The sequence below is a fragment of the Levilactobacillus parabrevis genome (assembly GCF_044051715.1).
GTDB classification, from domain to species: Bacteria; Bacillota; Bacilli; order Lactobacillales; family Lactobacillaceae; genus Levilactobacillus; species Levilactobacillus parabrevis.
In genome coordinates this window covers 667,308-692,054 of the sequence record NZ_CP168688.1, presented here as the reverse complement: position 1 = coordinate 692,054, position 24,747 = coordinate 667,308, and the positions used below count along the sequence as shown (strand labels likewise).

Sequence of the window (24,747 nt, the reverse complement as noted above, 5' to 3'; positions counted from 1 at the left end):
TGGCCGCATTTTTTACGCTTTCAATTGTTCCTGAGCAGTTGCCAACACGTCTTCCCCGACAAATTCACTGGTCAGCCGCGCCATCGGGGTGTAGCCATGCCGCTCCTTATATGGAACGGGATAGGCCGCCACCACGGCAACTTTCAAGTTGTTCTCTGTTAAAAATATCTGACCCACACCGCGGTACTTGCCCTTACTGTGTCGGCCCGTACGCCACGAATGGAGCTTGAAGTCCCCATCGGGTTCGCGCTTGATTTCATACTTGCCGGAAGCGTTGGCCGCCACCGGGACCCCGACGTATTGATTCACTTCGTACTTTGCCTTCATGCTATGCCTCTTCTACTAGAATTTTGGTCAACGGCGCGACCGCATCCGCCCCTAATACAGCGGTCACAGCCGGTTGCTGCAAGATTGCCTGAATTGCCGCGGTCGTTGCTGGCTGCCCCGTCAGTTGATCTGCAATGGCCAGCAATTCTGCTGGCGTGCCAACCGTGCCAAATAACGCGACTGAGCGGAGTTCACCGGCATGGCGCGTATAGTTCACGTGCAGTTGCCCCGCGGCGAGCGTCAGTCGGTGATAGGCCCGTAAACCCGGATTAGCCCCATAATTCCAGGCGTCCGTTTGATACTTCTCCGCTAGCCGTTGATCGATAATCTCCCAATCGTGCGCGGATAGGTGATACGTTTCCACCTCGTCCAATCGATCAACTTCGAAGATGTGTTGAAGGAGCACCGTCTTAAAATCTTGAATATCCAAGTTCTGATACGCTGGCGCCAAATATTGCCGCAGATTGGTGATGGGCACGCGGTTGGAAGCCACACCCCGGTGACGCCGCTCACTGACCGGAATCAACGCCTGATGGGCAGCCGCCACGTTCAAATCGTACATGATCGTCCCACCAGCCGCATAGCCATCGCCATTTTTAAACATAGTCATCCCGGAAAACTTCTTATCACCGACAACCAGATTACTCTTCTGGCTGACCGCCAAGTCGGGCACGCCCATGGCCGCCAGTGCTTTTAAAATTGGAGCCGCAAACCCAGCATAGTCCCCAAATTGTGACCCATCTTGGGGATCGCCATTGACGATGTGTTCAAAGATCAAGTTTCGTTCATCGTGATAGACAGCTCCCCCACCAGAGGTCCGCCGTACCAGTTGAACGTCGTGCTTAGCCAAGTAGTGGAAGTCCACCTCGGCCGTGACATTTTGGTTAATCCCAACAATGACGGCCGGGCGATTAACGTACATCATCAGGCCGTGACCGGGAAGCTTGAGGTCGTTGACCAGGTAATTATCGATGGATTGGTTGACCACGGCATCGGTCACCACTTGGCCTTGCCGGTTCGTATCAATTAGAAACATAGGTGAACCCTCCTTGATTTAATTCCAAATGTTAGATTTAAACTGTCGTCTACGGCTGCCAGGGATTCTGCTGCTGTGGGGACCGCCTGCAGCCAAAGAACGGGCTTCCGGCTCGGTTTGAAACCTCGCCAGATTCAGGCGAGTTTCCAAACACGTCCCACGCTGTAAGACCGGGAAAAACCAACCGCCCGGTCTAACACCGTCGTCACGGCTAGCGCCATCCCTGGCCTCCTCCGACTAATCTAGTTTTCAACCATAACCTTAGAAGGGGCATTAGCGTATATACCAGATTACCATTTTAATTCTTACTATAACCTATTGACAACAATTGACTGGCACTACAGGTACGCAAACCAACTAATATCCGCCACAGCGCCAATGTAATTTTGATTTTAGTTTAGCATATCCCTCTGTCAGCAACAACTTAGGTAAGAACATATTGTCAGCGGTTACAGCATAAGGGTATACTAAAGAACGTAATGAGATTAAGGGAGGAATTTACCATGCCTGAACAACAAAGGCCATCAGTTTGGGAACTATTCAAAAGCTTCTTTCACCCCAAAAAAGCTGAACCAAAAGTAACGACACTCAACGGCGTGTGGTGGGAACAACGGCACGCCATCTACCGCCTGGGGATCACCAGCGATGCCATTCAACAACTCGGTAAGATCAGTTTTGCTGAGCTGCTTGTCGAACCCGATCAGGTACTCGATCAAGACCAAGATATTCTCGAGGTTGAAAGCGATAAGACCGTGCAAAACTTCAAGACACCATTTGAAGGAACCGTTGTAGACGTCAATCACTTTCTCGTTGAGAACCCAGATGCCATCAACTCCAACCGTCAATTGGAAAACTGGGTCTTAGACATTCGAATTGATTTCGATTAATCCAAACGACACCACCTTGAAGGAGGGCGACCGTTAGAATAAACTTCCAATGGTTGCGCCCCTTTTTTAGTCGAACGATAAGGGCCACTACCAACGGCTTGGCATCAAGGTTAACGCCCCTGCTACAGGTGTTGCGGCGGGGTCACTCAGAATCCATTTAGACAAAATATTTACCATTTTCGATTTAAAGGACTACCATGAGAATTGAAGCCGGTGGTACCCATGCCAATCACAGATCCGCTGACCCCAAAATTTTTTTGGAGGTAATGGTTATGGCTGTTGTAGAAAAGACTGCTTTATTGGATGAAAAAATGAACGAAGTATTTGACTGGTCCGATGCAACGTTACCTGTTCGTGACGCTTTGTGGGATCACTTCATGGAATCCAATGGTCACAACACCGATGAAACTGAAGCTTCAATGAAGGAAATCGATGCGAAGTCCGACGCTGATGTTCGGTCTTACGTTGAAGATAACCTCAAGAAGTAACCGGCTGTTTCAACCTAAAAATAACCTCGCCAATTTGGCGGGGTTATTTTTTATCTTATTTTAAGTTAACTGGGGACTCACACTATAGAATTTCAAATAGCGATGACCCGTTGCCGGATCAATCACCATGCGCGTCACACTGGTATTAGTTGGTTCTGGTAACGCAGTGGTTGCCGGAGCCGCCAACATCAACAGCGCGGTCGCCTTGATGGTCAGGCCATGGCTAACCACCAGGATGTGGTCAGCGGGATGATCCACGACCTGTTCGGCCAACCATTGGCCAACCCGGTGCTGAATTGCCAGGTAGGACTCACCGCCTATGGACGCCAAGACATCCGGCAGTGCTTCACCCGTAACCGCATCAAAATCCTGTGGCCGTTGTTCACTGATTACTGGCAAACTCTTGCCGGTCCAGTCCCCATAATCGGCTTCCATCAATCGGTCATCAAACGATGGTGTTAGGGCCATCATGGTTGTGAGGGCCGCCGTCGTTTGGCGCGTCCGGTGAAGTGGACTACTGATCAACTGATCGTAGTGCTCACCTTGCAGCCACTGGGCGAGATGTTCCGCCTGTTGAAGACCGCGCACCGTTAAGTGAGTGGCCGTCGTATCCAATTGTCCTTGCATGATTTGATCCACGTTGGCCTGAGTCTGCCCGTGGCGTACCCAATCGAAAGTCGTCATTTGTTAGTCACTTCCTACTCCATTAAAGCTCTTTCACAGTGTTTCGTCGACCCCGTTGGAGTAAATAAATTGCAACGATCACCAAGACTGACCCCAGCACTTCGGCACCCGAGATGGCTAAACCCAGGAAGATGATCGACAGAATAAAGGTCATCACTGGCTGGACGGCATCGACGATACTGATGACATCGGACGGTGCAAAGTGAGTACTGTAGAGAATCAGTGAGAAAGGCACGATGGTCCCAAACACGATGACCGTTGCCATCGAAGCAATCAGCGTTCCAGTCAGTGGGGGCGTGCTGACCCAGACTGGCTGATGCAGGTTGAAGATAATTCCGGCGATAAACGTCCCCCAACCCAACACGGTGATTGGTGAGTGGCCGCCACGCACTAACGGCCGTGGCAGGACCACGTAGCAGGCTGCGGTAATCCCAGAACCAATCCCCCATAATAACGAATCGAACGGAATTGCCAATTGAGATAAGTTCCCACGCGTAATGGCCAGGAAGACCCCAATCATCGCGATGGTAAAAGCAATCAGGTCACTACGCAGTGGGCGATCATGCTTAAATAACAGGCTACCCAGGACGATGAACAGTGGACTCAAGTACTGTAGGATCGTCGCCGCAGCCGCATTCCCCGTCTGTACCGCGATGTAGAAAGTTAACAGGTTCGCGCCCAGCCCAATAACCGCGTAGGCAACTAGCCAGCCGACCTCACGCCAGCTACTGAAGACTGAAAAAGTCTTTTTCCAGCCATACAAGATAAAACTAATCATGAGCAGCACCACCCCAGCGCCTAACGTTCGCGCTGACAAGAACCAATTGGTCGGAATGGATTGCCCCTGTGAAATAAACTGCAAAACTGTTCCGGACACCCCGAACATCGCTGAAGCAATGGTGGCCCAGAAAATACCCTTAATGACGTTCCCCGTCGATACCTCTGAATTTTTCAAACCTGTGAATCCTTTCTCTCTCACACTCACGGCGTGCATTATAATTCTCCAATTTTAACCGATATTCATTAGAATTTGATGGTAAAATGGCGAAAAACAGCGATTGCGGTCAACTTTTTTTCTGCCCCTACTGACGCTTCATCCACTAATACAAAAGTGGACGTGACTTTGCAACGCGTCACGTCCACACGCCCTGCTTAAGCCGTGTGATCCACACGCCGAGCGAGCAAGTCTCCAATTAATTGAATAGCAAACACGATAACTAAGATAATTAGCATTGCCATGACAGTCACATCGGTTTCAAACCGACTGTAGCCGACATTGATTGCTAAGTTACCCAAACCACCACCCCCGATGGCACCAGCCATCGCGGTCAAGTCGATCAGACTGATCAACGTTAGGACGGAAGAACGGATAATATCCGGCAATCCTTCCTTTAAGTAAACCCGAAAGATAATGGCAATCGGACCGGACCCAACTGACTCAGCAGCTTCGACCACCCCATGGTCAACTTCGGCCAAGGCATTTTGAATCTGACGGGCATAAAACGGTGCGGAACCAATGACCAGCGGCACGATGGCTGCGGTCGTCCCAATCGCCGTCCCCACGATGATCCGGGTCAACGGTGCAATCACGGCTAATAAGATAACGAATGGAATCGACCGACACAGGTTGACCAGCTTGTCCAAAATGTTATAAACGACGCGATTCTCCAAGATACCACCGGGCTGGGTGACAATCAGGCCAATCCCGATAGCCATCCCAATAATCCCCGCAACAATCGCCGTAATGGCGGTCATGTAGAGGGTCTCACCGGTCGCCTGCAGGAAGTCACTCTTCATCGTGACCGCGTTAGGAAAATATTTTGCTAATAAATTCACTTAGGCCACCTCCGAATCGTTAGGGTTCAAGTGGGTAATATTGATGCCGGCATCCTGACAGTATTGCCAAGCGGCAACCAACTTATCCGGTTCACCAGACATCACCACAATCAAGTTACCCAGTGGCGTGTCCTGCAGAATTTCAACGTTTCCATATAAGATGTTCGAGACCACACCATACCGCTTATACAACTCGGTAATCAGTGGTGCGTCGGTGCTGGCACCCACATATTGCAGCTGAACCAATTGCTGGCTCTCACTGAGGTTAAGGGTCGCTGCTTGCCGGAAAATCTTTTCCAATGCCTGATTGATCTGCGTGGCCGTGTTGATAAAGTCCTGGGTCAATGGCTTCTCTGGGCGACTGAAAATCGTGACCAGATCACCCCGTTCAATGATTTCCCCAGCTTCCATGACGGCAACCTTGTTACAGATTTCCTTAACAGCTTCCATTTCATGGGTAATCAGTACAACCGTCAGGCCTAATTCCTTATTCAACCGCTTCAGTAATTCCAAAATGGATGACGTGGTCTTGGGATCCAGTGCACTGGTTGCTTCATCACTGATCAGAATTTCCGGGTCATTGGCCAAGGCTCTGGCGATAGCAACCCGTTGCTTTTGCCCACCAGAAAGTTGGGCAGGATAATCTTCGGCCTTTTCACTCAGACCAACCAGGTCCAACAGGTGAGCAACCTTCTTCTTCCGTTCATCGTGGGCAAGCCGACCCTTTAAGGGGTAGCCAACGTTGTCCGCAATCGTCCGGGAAGCCATCAGGTTAAAGTGTTGGAAGATCATCCCAATTTTCGTCCGCGCAGTCCGTAGCTCGCGGGGATTCAAAGCCAAGATGTCCTGACCACTGACCTCTACGGAACCGGCAGTCGGCCGTTGGAGCCGGTTAATCACCCGCACCAACGTACTCTTACCGGCGCCGGAATACCCGACGACCCCGTAGATGTCGCCGCGCTCTACCGTTAGCGAAACCTTTTTAACGGCTTCAACGGTCTGCCCCTTATTATGGAAGGTGACGTCGATATCTTTTAACTTAATAATCGCTTCGTTAGTCAAATCTTCGTTCTCCTTACTCGCCTATGCTGGCAATTTTCTCTCTACTTATATAAGTTAATTTTCCAATGTCATCACCGATAGCGCTCAGGCACCATTGCTGTGAGGATACCATCATCAGCACAGCACGGTGCCCGTCAGTCATCAACGACGTTTAGTTGGTTAGCTTAAATTAACGTGATGCCTTTTACAATGCGCTTCTATTTACCAAGCTGGAATGGTCAAACCGTGGTAGTACTTCGTCAACAACTTCTTCGTTGCTTCGGTCTGGTAAGCCTTCACGATCTTCTTGTAGGTCTTGTTGTTCTTGTCAGACTTGTTGGTAGCGATGATGTTGATGTAAGGAATGGAAGCCTTGTTGATCTTTTCCTTAAAGATTGTTTCGTTGTTTGGCAGCTTAGCTTCAGCAGCGAATTCGTTGTTGATAACGGCTCCGGTCGCATCGGTCAATGAACGTGGCGTTTGGGCAGCATCAACGGCCGTGATCTTCAAGTTCAACTTGTTTTGCGTGATGTTCTTTGGCGTTGGTAATTCAACCTTGGAATCCACCTTGATCAAGCCAGCGGATTGCAGTAAATGTAAGGCCCGGCCTTCATTGGTTGAATCGTTGGGAATGGTGATTTGGTCACCCTTCTTGATGTCAGCAACGTTCTTAACCTTCTTGGAGTATAACCGTAGTGGTGCGCGGACGGTCTTACCGATGGAAACGATATTGGACTTGTGCGCCTTGTTCCATTGATCCATGAAGTAAGTGTGTTGGAAGGAGTTCAGGTCAATTTCGTGGTTCGTCAACGCAGCGTTAGGCTGGTTGTAATCGGTGAAAGTGACCAATTTGATATTGATACCTTGCTTCTTCAGCTTTGATTGGATGGGTTTCCAGATCTTTTCGTCAGAACCCATGATCCCAACTTTAACGGTTTTGTTGCTGGAACTACTGCTGGACTTACCACAGCCAGCGACGATTAACAGTGGAATCAATAATACCAAGAGCCAACTAAAGCGTTTAAATGATTTCTTCATATGCAATATCCCCTTTTTTACAAATAAGTTCTAATTAATTTGATTAAATGTCGCGAGAGAAAACGGTGACCAAAAGAAAAGAGTCCGCTTCTAAATTAATAGAAACGAACTCTGTCGTGGTACCATTCTAATTCAAGTCAGACGTATGCCGACCCCTCATTAACACTCGCCAGCTTACGCCTTAAAGTGCGTGCACGATAATGAGTGCCAAGCATTACCACTTCATCACTAGGACTTAGCGGTACCAATTCATTTCAGGCCATCTTCACCCCGCCGTGGGTTACTCGCTTTCAGCAAAACGCGAGCTCTCTTGAAACCATTGACGGTGGTTACTCTCCTGATCACATTGTTTTCAATCGCTTAATTTAATAGCAAGTCTAATGCAACTTTAATCCGGTGTCAAGGAAAACCTTTAATAAATTTATTTATAAAGAGTCCCGTCCCACCGGGCTTTCACCGCCACATCTGCTTTTTAATCGGTTTCAGGCAAGCAGAAACTCTCACGCAAATTTCACTTAATCCGCGATGACTTGCTCCCGCAAGATGCCAGCGGCCAACAGGAACATGTGGGTCACAACCGGACCGACGAAGCTGAACCCCCGCCGCTTTAAATCCTTAGCCACGGCACTACCAATGGGCGACTGATTAGTCAGCTCGTCACGCGTCACTGCCGGCAAAAGATACGGCGTCCCGTCAACGAAAGCCCACAGATACGCGCTGAAACTGCCAAACTCCGCTTGTACCTTGAGGATGGCCCGCGCATTCCGTAAAACAGCGCGGATCTTACGCTGATTGCCAATCATCTCAGCATCGGCAGCAATCTCCGGAATCGCCAGTTCATCGATCATCGCAGCGACTTCGGGAATTACCATGCCAGCAAAGACGCGCCGGTAGACCGGTAGCTTGCTAGCCGCCGCCTGCCAGCTCAATCCCACTTGGAAAACACCGACCGTGAGCAGTTCGAACAGAACATGGTCATCATGCGTAGGTGTGCCGAAATAATTGTGATACTCCTGTACACCATTTGTGTGCCAGTCTCGGCCGTCGTTTGGACTGATGGTCATGGTCAACCGCCCCCCTTTCATTGCTAAATCCATTGTACACGAAGACTAGCTGTGATGCGATTGACTTTGATTGTCGACTGCGGCTGCCAGAGATTTCGCCCAAGATAGCTCTCATCCCTCACGACAATGTTCTTCACCAGACTATATCCGTCATGAATTTGCTTAATCTGATCTATCATTTTTCTTTTCTGAACATTTACGTCCCAAAAAAGGCCATTAGTTCTGGCGTTTGGTCCAGAATTAATGGTCTTCACGGGAGATAACTATACGGCGACACTACTCGCTAGTTTGGGGAAATTACCTCAAAACCATCCAGCGCCCACCACTGACGATTTCCTAGAGAACTATGAGCCGATAGTCTTTCAGCTGACTGAAATTTTCCCACTATACCTACAATGATGGCAATCTTACCAGCTATTTAAGATAAGCGTACTTGTAACTCCACTGCGTACCGGCAGTGTTGTGGATAACGCCCTTGATTGTTGAGCGCTGCAAGTAGGCGTAGTTGGCCTGGTAGAGTGGCGTAAAACTCTGTTCCTTATTGATCAGCTTGGACGCCTGAACCATGTCTTGCCACCGAGCCTCATCGTTCCCGGCATCGGCACCCTGAGCCTTATCGATCAGGGCATCATACTGCTTGTTGGACCACTTACCGTAGTTCAAGGCATTTGAACTGACTGGAATCTGTAAGAAGGAGATTGGGTCATTGAAATCGGCACCCCAGTGAGACAAGTAGAGGTCAAAGTCCCCACTGGTTGAGCGCGACTGGGCAACGGAAGCTGGAACGTTTTCAATCTTCAAGTTGAAACCGCTCAGATTCTTTTCCAGCGTACTCTTCAGATACTGCGTCACGGTGCTGGCCGCAACGTCATCGTTGCCGGCTAAGATATTCAAGTTAACTTTCTTGATCCCCAATTGCTTCAATCCGGCCGCCCACTTCTGCTTAGCCAACTTGGGGTTATAAGTCGTGGCATTCTTGACCGTTTGCTGCTTGGCGAAGTCTTCACCAGTCTTCGGATCACTCGCTAACCCACTGGCAACGAATCCAGTTGGCGTCACGGAGCCATCCCCCAACACCTTCTTAGTCAGCTGACTACGGTTGATGGAGAGAGCAATGGCCTGCCGAATATTGCGGTTATTCATGATTCGCCGCTTTTCCTGATTGGCATCCTTAAAGTTATATTTCAGATGAATCACGATGGAATACGGGTATTCCTTGAAGGCACTATTGTTCTTGTAATTCTTCACCTGTTCCGTTGAAAGCTGTGCGAAATCAAGCTTCTTGTTCTGATATAAGCTCAATCCGGTCTGTGGATTGGTGACCACTTGGTAATTGATCTTCTGAAGCTTAACAACCTTCTTGTCCCAGTACTGGTGGTTCTTGACGAATGACCAGGTATTCCCCGTCCCACTCCAGTTGGTGATCTTAAAGGGACCACTATAGACCATGTACTGTGACTTCGTGGCATATTTCTTGCCGTACTTATTGATAACCTTCTCGTTTTGTGGGGCAAATAACGGATAAGCCATCAGGATCTTGAAGTACGCAATCGGCTTGTCCAACTGAATCACAACGGTCTGCTGATTTTTAGCGTGAATCCCAATCGACTCAGGATTAGCCTTGCCCGCAATGATCTTATCACCGTTCTTGATTCCGGAGAACATGGTCGTGTAAGAAGCCTTAGTGGCTGGGGTTAACGTCCGGCGCCAAGAATAAACAAAGTCCTGTGCGGTAATCTTATCGCCGTTACTCCACTTGGCGTTGTCACGGATGTGGAAGGTCCACGTTTTTTTATCCTTGGAAACTTTGGCAGAATCCGCCAAACCCGGTGCAACCTTCCCATTCTTACCGAGCCGATAGAAGCTTTCAAAGACATTCCCCGTCTGACCATACCCGGTAGCTTTGGCCAGGTCGATGGTGTCGAGCTGAGCCGTAGCGGGTAACTTTAACGTTTGTGATGGCTTAGTCGTTGCTGTCGATTGACCGCAGGCAGCTAATCCCAATCCCATTACAATCACTGCGGCGACTAAGCCGATGCTGGTCCATTTTTTCATAAAATTCATAGCTCCCTTTTCCTCAAATTTAGTGGTGTGCAATCCCCAAATTCGTATTTAAGTGCAGAAAAAGGCGGGTCTCCCTCACATAATCGTGATGGGAAACCCGCCTACAGTGACAACAATCGCTGTTGTCGTCGTTATGTAGGTCTACTGGTTAACCGGAAAATCACGATTAAACGCAACACAAACAAGCACGTTACATTGGCAACATGCGGCTAACATCATTTGTTGTTGGTTGGCGTTTACTAGCATCGTGATTTTCCCTCCTAACTTTTTGTAATCGAATTGGATTGCACAAGATTAAAGATAGCCTTCTTCTGCTGATTTGTCAAAAGAAAAAACTCGCCACTAACATCTCCCCCTGGAAAACTGTATACTGGTGGTAGTTGAACTAGTAGAAAGGATTTGAACGTATGGACATCGAACGAACGCTTGCTGCACTGACGTTACCGGAGAAGGCCGCACTGGTCTCCGGCAAGAACTTTTGGTATACCGCTGCCGTGGATCGCTTAGGCATCCCGGCACTGATGATGACGGACGGACCTTCTGGGTTACGGAAACAGAAACCCACGGCTTCGGCTGGCGACATTACGGATTCGGTTCAAGCCATCACCTATCCTGCCGCAGCGCTGAGTGCCAGTTCCTGGAACACTACCCTGATGCGCCAATTGGGGGAACATCTTGGTGAGGAGGCTCGCGCAGAACAAGTGAGCCTGTTGCTGGGACCCGGTGTCAATTTGAAGCGGTCCCCCTTGGGTGGTCGGAACTTCGAGTACTTATCCGAAGATCCGCTGGTTGCTGGTAAACTAGCAAGCGCCTACGTCGATGGTGTTCAATCCCAACACGTCGGGGTTTCGGTCAAACACTTCGTTGCCAATAACCGGGAAAATCAACGGTTCACGGCCTCCAGTGATATGTCAGCCCGGACCCTTCGTGAACTTTATTTACGGACTTTTGAAATCATTACCAAAGCTGCTTATCCGGCAACTATCATGACTTCCTATAACCGGACCAATGGTGTCTTGAATTCCCAAAACCGGCACCTGTTGCGCGATATTTTACGTGACGAATGGGGCTTCCATGGTGCCATCATGTCCGACTGGGGCGCAGTGGCTGATCACGCGGAAGCACTGAAGGCGAGCCTCGACTTGGAAATGCCAGGAAAGGGTCAAGCCTCGGTTGATGAAATCATCCGGGCCGTTCAAACGGGCGAGCTGGATGTCGGCACCTTAAACAAGGCTGTCCGTCACCTGCTACACGTGGTCGACAAGTGGCGTCCGGCAGACACTGCTGGCACTTACGATCACCAGGCCCATCACGACTTCGCCCGTAAGCTGGCCGATGACAGTATCATTCTCCTGAAGAACCACCAGAATGAACTGCCACTGAAATCGACCACGGCTGGTAAGGTCGTCGTGATTGGTGAATTAGCCGAACATCCCCGCTATCAAGGCTCCGGGAGCTCCCATGTCAATCCAACAAAACTGGTAACTCCACTGGAAGCCTTGCAGAATACCGGTTTACAGGCGACTTACTACCCTGGTTACCGCCTGGATGAAAGCGAAACGGATGACCAGCTGGCCCAAGCGGCGCTCGATGCCGCTAAGGATGCCGACCACGTCATTGTATTTGCCGGTTACCCAGCCGCGGCTGAATCAGAAGGCTTCGACAAGAATTCAATTCTGTTGCCCGAAAATCAAACGGATTTAATCGGTTCGCTGGCTAAATTAAACGAACATACAACCGTTGTCCTCCAAAATGGCTCTGCCGTTGAGATGCCCTGGATTCATACGGTTGCGGCAGTGGTTGAAACCTACCTGGCTGGTGAAGCCGTGGGTGAAGCCACTTGGGATATTCTGACGGGGGCTGTCAACCCTTCCGGTCATTTGACTGAAACATTCCCCGTTCGTCTGACCGATACACCAATGGCCCCAACGTTTGCGCAGGATCCCCGGCACGAACTCTACTCGGAAGGAATCTTCATGGGCTACCGGTACTACGATACCCATGAAATGCACGTCCTATATGCATTTGGCCACGGCCTAAGCTACACTGAATTTGAATTTACTAACTTAAACATCAAACAGAGTGAACACGGCGCAACGGTTACTTTTGATGTCACCAACACCGGTGACTGTGCGGGCCAAGCGGTTCCCCAACTTTACGTGGCGAACCACACGTCCCACGCGCCGATGCCAACGAAGGAACTCCGTGGATTTACCAAAATCGCGGTTGAACCGGGCGAAACTAAGCCAGTTACCCTGAAGTTAACGCGTCAGGACTTTAGCTGGTGGCGTCAAGGCAAACACCGGTGGCAAGCCGATTCTGGTGATTACGAAATCATGATTGGCCAATCATCCCGTGATATTCGCCTACAGACTAAGCTGACCATGGACTTCAAGAATTCGCCAGCACCAATTACGGATGAGACCTATCTCACTAACGTTGCGTGGAATCCGCGCCTGCTCGAACTCTTTAAGCAAAAAGTGATTGCGCCAGCTAGCCAAGCGGGTACCAGCCTGTTGGGCGCAACGGATGCGGATGGCACACCAACCATTCTGCAAGACCGCATGTTCCTTAACATGCCACTACGTGCACTGATTGCTCAAGGCGTTCCTGCCGACTTAATTGAAGACTTTATTCGTGCTGCTAACGCGCGTTAACTGTATGAAAATGGCCGTCATCCTAACTATTGAGGATGACGGTCATTTTTGCTTTAACTAAGTTAAGGGCAACACCATGTCAATGTGCGGAATTCCGGTATCTAAATAAACGGCGCTCGTAGGTTGAAACCCAAACGAAGCATAGAATTTCTGCAAGTAGGCCTGGGCCTGAATCACGATGACTTGGGCTGCCGGATAGGTCCGTTGCGCCGCCGCAATAGCGGTGCTGACTAACTGGCGACCTGCACCGTTTCCACGATTGGTTGGCGCCACTAGCACCCGACCAATTCGGACCTGTTGGCCTTCATCTATCAACCGGGCATACGCCGTAATGGCACCGGTCGCATCCTGTGTAAATAAATGCTGGGCCTGCACATCGAGATCATCGACCTCCTGATAGGCACAGGTTTGTTCCACAACGAAAACGGCCACCCGCACCCGGTAAATTTCAAATAATTCTGTCGTTGTTAACTGTTCAAACGACTTTTGTTGAAAAGCTGACATGCATCCACCCACTTAATTCAAATGCTTAATATGATTTCTGTGTTCCAGGGGATACTCAACAGGTGTATCCCAATCGCTCAACATTTTATCCGTAATTTCTACACGTTGTAATTCTAAATTATCGTATGGCTCCATGTAGTAGGCACGTTCGTTAAGTCCCATGTAACCACGATACTGAGTGTAATCGCTACTCCCATCCGGCTTAAGCTTAACCCCTTTGGGAATCGTGACGCCATCCAGTAAGTGTTGCAGCAGGTTCATCGTCGATGGTGTATCAGCAGTAGGCTTGCTATAGTGTTTGTTAAATACGGTCCGGACAAAGCGAGATGGTGAGGTATAATCCCCAGGCATCCCAAACGCCCCGGTTCCTGGACCAACCGTTTTTAAGCCAAAGCCTTGGTAATCATGCAGTGGCCGCGTATCCGCAACTAAGGTACCGTACGTACTCAGGTTCTGCAAGTGCCAGCTCAATTGCGGCGAGTTGGCCATTACCCCAACGGGATCTTCAATCAGTTTAAGCTCATGATCGGTAGCTTCTAAAACAGCCGTGTCCCCAGACGGATCACTGAAGATGAAGTGCAGAGGTACCGTGATACCTAACAAGGCAACGGGTTTAGCCACGATTTGAACGGTCGTAATCAATTCACGTAAATCAGCTACACTCTTTGCATTGCCCAACACCCAAGCTGTCAAGTCATGGGGCGCAATACCCAGCTTGTCGGCTGGGGCTTTTTCAGCATACTTAGCGTAATCGGAAAAGTACAGTGCAGCGGCACCTAACCCGTATTCATTAACGCCGTCCACGAAGATATAATGACTCAGATTCCGACCGGCACCTACGAAGCCGTACTTTGTGGTGAATTCTCCCGCGTCTCCTTGAATCTTCTGTTGCCGTGGCATAAAGATTGGTTGACCACCCAACTCGAAGCCAAAATCCATGGTCCGCGCTAGGAAGTGATCACCTTGGCTATTTTCATAGGTTAAACTCGTACACATCAAAATCATCCCGTTTCTAATTTAGTTATCCATTATTCTAAACCTAAATTAGACATTGTGCACGGATAATCGTTAATTATATAACTGATTTTATTAAATCGCGATAAATCGCGTCATACCGCCGTTTAACGGTTTAAGCCTAGAACCATATTCAGCTAAAACCTTTACCCACCAAAATTAGCTTACTAACAGAAGTTCACCAGGAAAACTAGGCATTTTCCAGACATCTCACGGTTCTCCGGTATCTATCCCCTGAGTCCTCAGGTATCCTTAGCGTGGAAAGTATGCCAGCCAGAATTCCGCGACCCCCAAGGGACTAACGATTGACTTCATTCTCAGAACCATCGTCCCGATTACGCCACCATAAACGTTTGTGTCGCCGACCAGAACAGGCAGAGTCCATCACCTCGATTATCAGTAGGCCTGCTCGTTAGTCACCCCAGTTATCCTCCCTTTTCAGACACAGTCCCGTCAGCCACGACATACTTTCCTGCTAAGAGCCGCCACCATCGATGACGACTCTTTTTTAGCTTTCATCAATTTGATAAGTAATTTTGCTTTCACCATTGCCATTGCTAACAACCTGCAATTGATTGGGCACCTGTGCGCGGAGTTCACTCACATGACTGATGATGCCAATCATGCGATGCTGACCTTCAACCGTCTCAAGTGACTCCAGTGCAGTCATCAAGGCATCTTCGTCGAGGGAACCAAATCCTTCATCGATAAACAATGCATCAACATCCACGCTACCCGTAGTCTGCTGAATAACTTCGCCCAAGGCCAGAGCTAAGGCTAAAGCTGCAATAAAGCTTTCCCCACCAGACAGGGTATGCACGCTACGTTGCTCACCAACGTGATCATCATAAACGTTGATTTCCAACCCAGAGTTTTTCTTATACGTGGCTGGTTGATCGTCCACTAAGAATTGATAACGACCATTGGTCAACTGCTGCAAGCGCTGGTTACCCACCGTCAAGATTTGTCGCAAGTAAGTCTGCAAAACGTATCGTTCCAATCCCAATTTGCTATTGGGACCATCCCCGTTGACAACCCCTACGAGTTCAGTAAGCTCTTGGGTTTTCTTGAGAGCGACGGCCCGTTGGTCGATCTGCGTTTGCAACTGCGTGGTCACCTGTTGGTTGTGTTGATACTGATCCTGTTGCCCGTGTCGTTGGTCCTGCAAACTAACAACTTTTTCTGTCGCCGCTTTCAGTGCAACTTGCGTTTGATTGCGATCTGGTTCTGGCTGATCCAACACGCGCTTCTTCAGCTCGGCAATCGTAGTTGTAACCTGTTCCTGTTGCGTACGAAAATCTTGTAACTTCTGACGTTTAGCAGTCAACGTATCGAGTTGTGCTAGTTGGGTGGTCACAATGGCTTCTGTTTTCTCAGTAACCGTCTCGAAATGCTTAGCCATTAACGTTTGCACCACACTATCAGCTTGGGCTAGTCGCTGCTCACTCTGCGTCAGCTCTTGTGCGGCCGTCTTTTCTTCAGTTATGGCAACCGTCAGTCGCTCATTGGCCTGTGTCACTTGCTTAGCCGCCGCGTCCCAAGTCTGTTGGTCCGACTGCAATTGCTTTTGCAAGTTCGTTTCTTGCTGCTGGAATTCAGCCAACGTCGGGGCTGTAGCGGGCAGTTGTTGCTTTTGCGTCGCCAGTTGCGCCGTCAATCGATCCACATGGCTGGTTTCATCTTGCTGGGCAATCTGGTCAGCCTCCAATTGCTGGGTCAGCTTGGATGCTGCGACCGTCAATTGCTCAAGAGCGTGCTGGGCGGCTGTTACTGCCTGCAATTGTTGCTCATTCCGGGTTTGATTAGCCCGTTGTGTGGCCGCCAACTGCTCAAAATGTTGACTGAGCTGATCAAACTGATTAACATCCTCGCTAGTCTCAGGCAAGCCAACGTTTTCTAAAAGTTCAGTCAACCCCCGTTGTTGTGGTTCCTTCAACTCGGTTAGCGTTGTTTGCAAATTCTGCAGTTGGGTCGTCAGCTTCGTCAGTCGATCCTGTTCCTGCTGAGCTTGCGCTTGTGCAGCCTGAACCTCCGCCTCCGTAACCGTCGTATCAGCGATAGCGGTAGGTGCTGGATGCTCAGTCGAGCCACAAACTGGGCACGGACTACCCGGCTTCAGTTGACCAACTAATCGGACGATTTCATGGGCTAAGAGTTCTTGATTTAGCTCTTCGGCGTGCTGCTGTGCAACCTCTGCTGCTGTGGTTTGCGCGGTCACTTGTGTCCCTAAACTGGCCACCTGCTGCGTTAACGTCCGCTGGCGTTGGTCACCTACCTGCAAATCTGCCAATTGTCGACGCCATTCCTTTAGCTGTCCGGCCTGCTGGGTCAATGTCTGTTGCGTTTGATAAAGCTTTGTCTGGGTCGCAATCACTGTTTGCTGTGCCTGCTGGTCTTTCTGATTCTTCTGTTGCTGTTGTTGCCCTGCGGTAACGCGCTGTTGAGCGGCCAACAATGAATTTTGGGCAGAAGCAACTTGTTGGGTCAACTCTGCAATCTGCCGATAAATCGGCTTGATCTTAGCCTGTTGCGCCAGCTGATCCTTTGTCTTATTAATCCGCACTTCCACTGGCGCCAACCGCTGTTGGGCCGCTAGTGCCTTTTGCTGGACCGACTGAGCCGTAGTTGATTGCGCCTGCGCTTGCGTCACTGCTAATTGACGACGTTGCTGATTAGTTTGGGCGAATTCGCGCTCTTGCCACTGCGGTCGAATCTGTTGGGTCCACTCCAGCTCCGTGATCAATTGATGTAACGCGGCCATGGCTGGCTCCTGTATCACTAACGCGTGCTGACGTTCTTGTGCTTGGACTAACTGATGTTGATCATGAACGAGTTGTTCCTCACGCGTGTCCTGCTGTGTCAGCTGTGTAACCTGCCGCTGAGCAGTCGTTACCTGAGTCGTGAGCTCTTGAATTACCGTTTGCGCCGCAGTCTGTTGCGTTGCCATCAGCGCCAACAATTCCGTTGTCTGCTTTGCCTGTAATAAAGCCTCGGCGCGCTCCTGATTGGCCGTCGTCCAAGTCAGACTTGTCTCCAATCGTTCCAATTCTTTTGCAGCTTCCGCATTCTGTGTCCGATCTTGACGTAATTTATCACGCAACTTGTCTGTCCATTGGGCAAAGATCTCGGTGTTAAACAATTGCTCCAAAACTGCGGCCTTATCTTCACTAGGCGCTACTAAGAAGCGGCGAAATTCTCCCTGTGGCAACAAGACAATCTGGGCAAACTGCTTGCCGTCCATCTGTAAAAGGTCTTGCAAATAGTCATTGACCTGTCGCGCTTTCGTTAACTGGTCTATTTCAGTTCCGTTCTCAAACACCGTGAGTTCAACGCTAGCGGCAGCCCGCGTCACGCCAGAACCACGCTTTTTCTGCAGGGTTTGGGCAGGTTCTCTAATAATTCGATAACGCCGATTACGGTGATTAAATTCAAAGGTCACACGCGTATGATCCGCAGTCGTAGCAAAGTCTGACCGCATTTCCTGAGGTTCCCGATCCACACCAGAGGACTGATCGAATAGGGCATAGCACATCCCATCAAAGATAGTCGTCTTCCCACTTCCGGTTTTTCCGCTGATCAGAAATAGAGGCGTCGCATCAAACTTTTGAAAGTTAATCTCCTCATCACGGTACGGGCCGAAATATTGGAGGTGTAGTGTTAGTGGTCGCATTATTTTTCCTCCTTCATAGCCTGCTGCAACGTCTGTTTCGCCCAATTTCCTTGCTGTTTAGTCAGGGTGTGGTCCGTCACCGTCTCAAAAAAGTCATCTAGCAACGTCAGGGGATCGCGCTGAACCTCTTCGATATTAAGGGTTTCCGGCGTCACATCCAACTGGTTAACCCGCTGCAGTTCAATGATCCTTGGAAAACGCGTCTTCAATCGCTGCATCACATTCGCAATTGGCGTGGTATCAGTTAACTCTATCGCAATAAAGTCTTCTGCCTTCACGGAATAGCTGACCTCGGGGTCCATTAAGTGCGTAAAAGAATCGGTCAGGACCACCAAGTCATTCAGGGGTTTTAAGGGTTTAAACGTCACAGATACTGGGGTTGGGTCTGTATCAACAATCCAAACGCCCTTGGTATCCTCGGCCTCACTAGTTGAAAATTTCAAGGGTGAACCACTGTACTTAATTGTTGGTTCATTCTGCAAGGCTTCTTTCCGATGTAAATGGCCTAACGCCACGTAGTCAAACGGCTTCAACAAGTCGACAGGGACTGCATTCAGGCCCCCCACTTGCACCAATGTTTCCGAATCACTGTGTTGACTCCCCGCCGCAAAGAAGTGAGCAATCAGCACATGCTTCTTGTCCGGCGCAAACTGCTCCTGCATGGCAGCAACCAGTCGTTCCATTCCCGCCGCTACCGTCTTAATGCTGTCATCGTCAAAATACTGCCGGACCGCAAACGGCTCAAAATAAGGTAATAGAAAGAACTGCGTATCACCGAGCACAACTGGCTTGACACTATCCGCAATCCGGGTATTCAGGTAAAAGTCGGTACTGCTAAACCACTCACTCCCCTGGCTCAAACGTACCGCTGAATCATGATTACCACTGATTGCCAGCAATGGAAAATGGTGGTGCCGGTTCAGATCGACTAACATGGTATCTAAGGTACTAACCGCATCCTCACTGGGAAGTGCACGATCATAAAGATCGCCGGCAATCACCACGGCGTCAACCTTTTCAGCGATTGCAATAGCCTTAATCTGCTCGTAAGCGTCCCGTTGTTCCGTCAGTAAGTCATACCCATGAAGCTTCTTACCAATATGCCAATCGGCTGTATGTAAAAATCGCATGAAACTTATCCCCTTTCCCGTTGATTCTCAGGTGCCCAATCGCAAGACATGAGGTGGTCGTTGACCAACCCCGCAGCCTGTAAGAATGAATAGACCGTCTTAGGACCAACAAATTTAAATCCCCGTTTCTTCATTTCTCGAGAAATATGCTGGGCAAGATCGGTTGTCCCGGGAATTTGACTGGCGCTGGTTAGATGATGACGGATTGGCCGATCACCGACAAACGCCCACAACCAAGTTGAAAAATCTGTAGCTTCCGACCAATTGCGCAAGACCTGGGCATTATTGATCGTTGCCTCAAGCTTACGGCGATTCCGAATAATGGCGACATTAGTCATCAACTGATCGATCTCGGCAGGCTTCATGACTGCCACCGTTGCCACGTCAAAGTTATGAAAAGCTGTCTCAAAGGCTGCTTGTTTATTTAACACGGTCTGCCAACTCAGTCCCGCTTGATACGTTTCCAAGCAAAGTAACTCAAATAGCTTCTGCTCATCATGTTCTGGCCGCCCCCACACCTCATCGTGATAGCGTTGCATCTTGGGCGAAGACGTTGCCCATTCACACCGTTTGACCATCAGGAAACCTCCTTTTTTCTGCTGACTTTACTATACCAGATTACTATCGAAAACACCCGAACAAATGTTCACTTTTATATTTTTGAAACCGGTATCATCCCCACCGTTACTGATGAAACTACAAAATAATTTGTTGATTTTTTTACTTGACCCCCTTCGTAGAAAAGTCTATGTTATTGTAAATGTTACGTTTTGGGGAATTGAGGAGGTTAGCATCATGCACAGATCACACCATTTAAGAATTCGGTCCTTACTGGTTGCGGCAGCATCGGCCCTATTATTCGTACCGGCCATTGCCACCAGCACCGTTACCGCTCAAGCGGCCAGCGTGAACCCTTCATCAGCAATTCTAAAGAAGTCAGCGCGTTATTATCGGAAGCACGCCAAGACCTTAGGAAAGAAGTACAAGCTGGCATTCGACGCCCAAACTGGGCTTAAAAAGAATGGTAAAGCGACTGTCTACATCAACACCAAAGACGCCAAGCTCAAAAGTAGCGTCAAGATTGCCATGAATTATTGGAATAAGAAGCTCGGTAAGAAAGAATTCGTTCAGGGTTCTAAGAAGCATCACACCTTGACCTTCTCCGTCTCCAAAGCCAAGGCAACGAAGAACGATCAGAGTGATGCATGGTGGACACCTGGCAAGAAGAAACTGCAAGTTCGCTGGTCTTACTACCAAGCCGAAACAAAGAATATTGGGATTGCTATGACAAGTCAACTTAACGATGCCTTCTACAAGAAGTATGCTAAGACGATTGAAGCCAAAGCCAAGGCTAACTTGGCTGCCAGGGGCGTCACTTCTACTGACAGCAATTACCAGACTGAATTCAATGCTGAAGCCGAATCCGTCGAGAAGTCATTGCCAGCCTATGCAACGCTTAAAAACGAAGTTAAGGGTGTCAATACCGTGGCCAAGAATGGACGGATGTATGAATACGCCAGCACGATTGCCCATGAGTTAGGCCACGTGATGGGGCTGAATCATTCCCCTAAGAAGTCTGACCTCATGTACTTTGAGAGCGGCAGCAACAACGTTTACAGCTACAAGAAGGTCAACCAAGGATTGTCCAAGTACAACCCGATTACGAAGACCGATAAGAACCGAGCCAAGCTTGCTCTGAAGATTTATACGGCTGTCCATTAAATTTACACGAACTGAGTCATTCGGAATTTCCCGAATGACTTTTTTGTTGTCGTCTACCTTCCACCCAAACGCTTTCTTTACTCTTGCAATCTAACTGTAATCAATTGTAAATCTGTAGTAACCTGTTAGCCGGTCACACCGTGTACAATGAAAGGCAAAGACTGAGGAGGATGTATTCATGCAAATTAAGTTACATAAGTTAGTTGCAGGTGTTGCGGCCTTTGCCGCTGTATTAGCCGTCGGGGTTGGATTAAACACGACTACTGCTAACGCCGCTGGTAAGAAAGTTGCCGACATTTCGCAATATCAAGGAAACGTTAACTGGAAGAAAGCATCTAAGGACTTAAAGTACGCTATCATTCGTGTGCAACACGGAAGCAAGGGCGACGCTGGTTATATGATCGATAGCAAGCGGAACGTCAACGCTAATGGGGCTTACAAGTATGGTGTTCCATTCGGCCAATATATGTTCGCCGAATTCACGAGTGTTAAGGATGCCCAACAAGAAGCCAAGGACTTCTACAAGCGCAGTAACAAACACACCAAGTTCTTTGTCCTTGATGAAGAAAAGCGGATGCCTTCTGCTAAGGGTAAGGAACAAACTTACGTCAATGCTTGGCTGAAGACGATGCGTGGCCTGACCGACAAGCCTCTGATCATGTACGCCGGCGAATACTACGCGAACTCTCACAAGCTGAACTTTGATAAGTTCGATGGGACTTGGATTGCCAAGTACAGTTCTATTAAGCCTAAGGTTGCCGGCACGTCCGTTGACTTGTGGCAATACACCAGCAAAGGTCGGGTTTCTGGAATCAGCGGAAACGTTGACTTGAACAAGGTCTTAGACAGTTCTGCCGTTAACAAGTGGTTCTCTGGTAACGACAAGAAGGCCAAAGTTAGTTACTTCAAGAGTGCTGACGACGTTACTGGTATCAAGACGAAGAAGACCGTTTACGAATACAAGTCTACGTCATTCACCAGTAACAAGCGGAGTACTAAGGTCAAGGCTGGCACTAAGTTAGCCGTTAAGGCCATCACCAAGAACAATAAAAATGCCTACCGTTTCCAATTAACGAACGGGCATTACGTCACGGCCAACAAGGCATACGTGGCAACTTACTAAAATGATACGTTGAAAAAGACATCCCGCGGGATGTCTTTTTTCGTCCCCACACGCTGATGACACGCAACCATGAGCACCCAACACGAGATTTGCGCGCATGGTCAGTTATGAAAGCGATTAATTATGCTATCATAAACTTATTAATACCTGGGGGGTCTCATTATGCATCAAGGTTTACTACTGGTTAATTTAGGCTCACCGGCATCGCCACAAACCGCGGATGTCCGGGCTTATCTCAAAACATTTCTCAGTGACCGTAGCGTGATTGAAATGCCACCCGCACTGTGGCAGCCGATCCTGCGGGGCATAATCCTACCATTGCGGTCATGGCGGTCAGCAACCTTTTACCAACACATCTGGACCAAGGAAGGTTCGCCACTGATTGTCTATACCCAACGTATCACACAACAGGTACAATCACAGCTACCCGGTTGGGATGTTCGTTACGCCATGACCTATGGTGAACCGGATATTGCTAAAACGCTGAAATTCATGGTACGGGCGGGTTGTGATAATATCGTGCTTCTCCCACTCTTTCCACAATACACACAAAGTACCCACGACGCAATCTTCAAGCAGGCGGCGACCAGTCAGGCACCACTGATCACCATTCGCCACTTCTATCAGGACAGTGCTTACCTCGATCTGTTAGCCGACCAGGTGTGGCAGGCTTATCAGCAGGGAAGCTTTGATGCCGTCCTCTTCAGCTACCACAGCATTCCCAGCGCCATGGTCGCTCACGGCGATCCCTACCCTACGGAATGTCAGGCCACGACTCAGGGCGTACTGGCACGCCTACCCAACCTGCCTGCCACCAAGGTTCAGACCGTCTACCAGTCTAAATTTGGCCCGATGCCTTGGCAGAAGCCCTATCTCAAAAACACGTTAATGCAACTAGTCGAACTGGGCAAACGCAACGTCTTAATTGCGACACCGTCCTTCGTAGCCGACTGCCTAGAAACGCTAGAGGAAGACTACGTTCAGAACTATCAAATATTTAAGGCCAGCGGTGGTGACACTTTCCAAATGGTCCCGCCCATGAATGATGATCCCCGTTTTGCCAAGGTTCTAGCCAACCTCGCGCGACGAAAGGTCCGTGATGTCCATGCCTAATCCAGACCGTCCCAGTCTCGACGAAGTCAATCAGAGTGTTGCCGTTCCCAACAACGGGGCATCATTCTTTCAAAAGTTTCTCGCGTACAGCGGTCCCGGAGCCTTAGTGGCCGTGGGTTACATGGATCCCGGTAACTGGCTCACGTCACTAGCCGGTGGGAGTCAATATCGCTATCAACTCCTAGCCGTTCTGGTAATCGCCATTCTCGTCGCCATGTTCATGCAGACCCTCGCTATCAAATTAGGCGTTGTCGCCCGTCGCGACCTTGCGCAGGCCATCGCAGCACGAGTCCCCACTCCCATTCGCTACATTCTCTGGCTACTCAATGAAATTGCCATGATGGCCACCGATCTGACTGGTGTTGTCGGGACTGCCATCGCACTAAAGCTACTACTAGGCTTACCGCTGGTCTACGGCATCCTTCTCACAATTGCAGATGTTTTGATTGTGCTCCGCTTCCTGCGCTTTGGCATTCGCCGCGTTGAGTTCATCGTTCTGGTTGCAATTCTGACGGTTGGCATCATTTTCGCCATTGAAGTTGGTCGGGCTCACCCGGCCGTCCCCGCCATCCTGCAAGGTGTCATCCCCACTACTAGTTTGCTGACAGACCACTCCAAACTAATTCTGAGTGTTGGGATCATTGGGGCAACCATCATGCCTCACAACCTCTACCTCCACTCCTCGTTGGCCCAGAGTCGGCGCTACGATGTGCACGACCCCGCCCAAGTTAACGAGGCACTCCGTTTTGGCAAATGGGATTCCAACGTCCACTTATTTGCTGCGCTAATTGTGAACGCGCTCTTACTGATTCTTGGCGGTACCCTCTTCTTTGGTCGAACCGGCCAGTTATCCAGTCTGCAGGCCGTCTTTAACGGTTTACAAGATTCGACAATTGTCGGCAATCTTGCCAGTCCTCTGATGAGTTGGTTATTTGCCTTTGCTCTGCTGATTACCGGTCTGATTTCCTCTATCACCAGCACCCTCTCCGGTCAGATTGTGATGGAGGGCTACATTCACATTCGCCTGCCGCTCTGGCAACGCCGCCTACTAACCCGGTTCGTGACACTGATTCCCATCCTAATTATTGGCTGGCTAATTGGCTTTAACGACCGCACATTTGAGCATTTGATTGTCTACGCTCAGGTAACGCTCAGCATTGCCCTGCCGTTTACACTATTTCCAATGGTCGCGTTGACGGGCAACCACCACCTACTGGGGACACACGCCAATCGCCGCTGGGTCACACTGGTAGGGTACTGCTTAACTGCAGTGATCACAATTTTTAACCTTCAATTCTTATTAGACTTGCTATAAAAAACGAGGACCTTGGCAATCGCCAGAGTCCTCG

At 49.4% G+C, this 24,747-nt stretch carries 21 protein-coding genes; 7 read left to right on the top strand and 14 right to left on the bottom strand.

Annotated features, from left to right (window positions below):
• Nucleotides 1–12: 12 nt before the first annotated feature.
• Nucleotides 13–327, bottom strand: a complete 315-nt coding sequence (locus ACEPSU_RS03330) for a hypothetical protein (RefSeq protein ID WP_020089384.1) — start codon at nucleotides 325–327, stop codon at nucleotides 13–15.
• Nucleotide 328: 1 nt separating this feature from the next.
• Entirely contained in the window at nucleotides 329–1,363 is a 1,035-nt protein-coding gene (locus ACEPSU_RS03325; protein ID WP_395323538.1) for a biotin/lipoate A/B protein ligase family protein, read from the bottom strand.
• Nucleotides 1,364–1,866: 503 nt separating this feature from the next.
• Between ACEPSU_RS03325 and ACEPSU_RS03320 the strand changes: the two genes are divergently transcribed.
• Both ACEPSU_RS03320 and ACEPSU_RS03315 read left to right on the top strand, forming a co-directional pair.
• Nucleotides 1,867–2,250 (top strand): glycine cleavage system protein H, encoded by a 384-nt coding sequence (locus ACEPSU_RS03320; RefSeq protein ID WP_020089387.1) that lies wholly within the window; start codon nucleotides 1,867–1,869, stop codon nucleotides 2,248–2,250.
• Nucleotides 2,251–2,522: 272 nt separating this feature from the next.
• Nucleotides 2,523–2,738, top strand: coding sequence for a hypothetical protein (locus ACEPSU_RS03315; RefSeq protein WP_020089388.1), 216 nt, complete (start codon nucleotides 2,523–2,525; stop codon nucleotides 2,736–2,738).
• A 60-nt stretch (nucleotides 2,739–2,798) separates the two neighbouring features.
• Here ACEPSU_RS03315 and ACEPSU_RS03310 read toward each other — a convergent pair whose 3' ends face one another.
• The 7 genes from ACEPSU_RS03310 to ACEPSU_RS03280 form a co-directional block, all read right to left on the bottom strand.
• Nucleotides 2,799–3,422, bottom strand: a complete 624-nt coding sequence (locus ACEPSU_RS03310) for a histidine phosphatase family protein (protein ID WP_020089389.1) — start codon at nucleotides 3,420–3,422, stop codon at nucleotides 2,799–2,801.
• A 22-nt stretch (nucleotides 3,423–3,444) separates the two neighbouring features.
• Complete coding sequence (locus ACEPSU_RS03305) at nucleotides 3,445–4,416, bottom strand: DMT family transporter (protein ID WP_260338491.1); 972 nt, start codon at nucleotides 4,414–4,416, stop codon at nucleotides 3,445–3,447.
• A 158-nt stretch (nucleotides 4,417–4,574) separates the two neighbouring features.
• On the bottom strand, nucleotides 4,575–5,219 hold the full coding sequence (locus ACEPSU_RS03300) for a methionine ABC transporter permease (protein ID WP_191980178.1): 645 nt from the start codon (nucleotides 5,217–5,219) through the stop codon (nucleotides 4,575–4,577).
• A gap of 39 nt (nucleotides 5,220–5,258) precedes the next feature.
• Nucleotides 5,259–6,320, bottom strand: coding sequence for a methionine ABC transporter ATP-binding protein (locus tag ACEPSU_RS03295; RefSeq protein WP_395322814.1), 1,062 nt, complete (start codon nucleotides 6,318–6,320; stop codon nucleotides 5,259–5,261).
• A 201-nt stretch (nucleotides 6,321–6,521) separates the two neighbouring features.
• Entirely contained in the window at nucleotides 6,522–7,337 is an 816-nt protein-coding gene (locus ACEPSU_RS03290) for a MetQ/NlpA family ABC transporter substrate-binding protein (RefSeq protein ID WP_020089393.1), read from the bottom strand.
• Nucleotides 7,338–7,852: 515 nt separating this feature from the next.
• Nucleotides 7,853–8,401, bottom strand: coding sequence for a DNA-3-methyladenine glycosylase I (locus tag ACEPSU_RS03285; RefSeq protein ID WP_395322813.1), 549 nt, complete (start codon nucleotides 8,399–8,401; stop codon nucleotides 7,853–7,855).
• 414 nt (nucleotides 8,402–8,815) lie between these two features.
• Nucleotides 8,816–10,456, bottom strand: a complete 1,641-nt coding sequence (locus ACEPSU_RS03280) for a peptide ABC transporter substrate-binding protein (protein ID WP_395322812.1) — start codon at nucleotides 10,454–10,456, stop codon at nucleotides 8,816–8,818.
• Between the two features lie 416 nt (nucleotides 10,457–10,872).
• Between ACEPSU_RS03280 and ACEPSU_RS03275 the strand changes: the two genes are divergently transcribed.
• Complete coding sequence (locus ACEPSU_RS03275) at nucleotides 10,873–13,122, top strand: glycoside hydrolase family 3 C-terminal domain-containing protein (RefSeq protein WP_395322811.1); 2,250 nt, start codon at nucleotides 10,873–10,875, stop codon at nucleotides 13,120–13,122.
• A gap of 57 nt (nucleotides 13,123–13,179) precedes the next feature.
• On the opposite strand, the gene ACEPSU_RS03270 is transcribed toward ACEPSU_RS03275, so the two are convergent.
• The 5 genes from ACEPSU_RS03270 to ACEPSU_RS03250 all read right to left on the bottom strand — a co-directional run bounded on the left by ACEPSU_RS03270 (nucleotide 13,180) and on the right by ACEPSU_RS03250 (nucleotide 20,018).
• On the bottom strand, nucleotides 13,180–13,626 hold the full coding sequence (locus ACEPSU_RS03270; protein WP_395322810.1) for a GNAT family N-acetyltransferase: 447 nt from the start codon (nucleotides 13,624–13,626) through the stop codon (nucleotides 13,180–13,182).
• Between the two features lie 12 nt (nucleotides 13,627–13,638).
• Nucleotides 13,639–14,622, bottom strand: a complete 984-nt coding sequence (locus ACEPSU_RS03265; RefSeq protein ID WP_395322809.1) for a choloylglycine hydrolase family protein — start codon at nucleotides 14,620–14,622, stop codon at nucleotides 13,639–13,641.
• A 526-nt stretch (nucleotides 14,623–15,148) separates the two neighbouring features.
• Entirely contained in the window at nucleotides 15,149–18,310 is a 3,162-nt protein-coding gene (locus ACEPSU_RS03260) for an SbcC/MukB-like Walker B domain-containing protein (RefSeq protein WP_395322808.1), read from the bottom strand.
• Entirely contained in the window at nucleotides 18,310–19,440 is a 1,131-nt protein-coding gene (locus ACEPSU_RS03255) for an exonuclease SbcCD subunit D (RefSeq protein WP_395323536.1), read from the bottom strand. Before ACEPSU_RS03255 ends, ACEPSU_RS03260 begins: the two co-directional genes overlap by 1 nt.
• A gap of 5 nt (nucleotides 19,441–19,445) precedes the next feature.
• Nucleotides 19,446–20,018: a DNA-3-methyladenine glycosylase I gene (locus tag ACEPSU_RS03250; RefSeq protein WP_395322806.1), complete on the bottom strand. Its 573-nt coding sequence runs from the start codon at nucleotides 20,016–20,018 to the stop codon at nucleotides 19,446–19,448.
• 217 nt (nucleotides 20,019–20,235) lie between these two features.
• Here ACEPSU_RS03250 and ACEPSU_RS03245 point away from each other — a divergent pair, with 217 nt between their 5' ends.
• The 4 genes from ACEPSU_RS03245 (at nucleotide 20,236) to ACEPSU_RS03230 (ending at nucleotide 24,713) form a co-directional block, all read left to right on the top strand.
• A complete protein-coding gene (locus tag ACEPSU_RS03245; RefSeq protein WP_395322805.1) occupies nucleotides 20,236–21,162 on the top strand; it encodes a matrixin family metalloprotease in 927 nt (308 codons plus the stop codon).
• A gap of 178 nt (nucleotides 21,163–21,340) precedes the next feature.
• Nucleotides 21,341–22,285, top strand: a complete 945-nt coding sequence (locus ACEPSU_RS03240) for a GH25 family lysozyme (RefSeq protein WP_395322804.1) — start codon at nucleotides 21,341–21,343, stop codon at nucleotides 22,283–22,285.
• A 162-nt stretch (nucleotides 22,286–22,447) separates the two neighbouring features.
• Nucleotides 22,448–23,398, top strand: coding sequence for a ferrochelatase (hemH, locus tag ACEPSU_RS03235; RefSeq protein ID WP_395322803.1), 951 nt, complete (start codon nucleotides 22,448–22,450; stop codon nucleotides 23,396–23,398).
• Nucleotides 23,385–24,713, top strand: coding sequence for an Nramp family divalent metal transporter (locus ACEPSU_RS03230; RefSeq protein WP_395322802.1), 1,329 nt, complete (start codon nucleotides 23,385–23,387; stop codon nucleotides 24,711–24,713). Before hemH ends, ACEPSU_RS03230 begins: the two co-directional genes overlap by 14 nt.
• The last annotated feature ends 34 nt before the right edge of the window (nucleotides 24,714–24,747 follow it).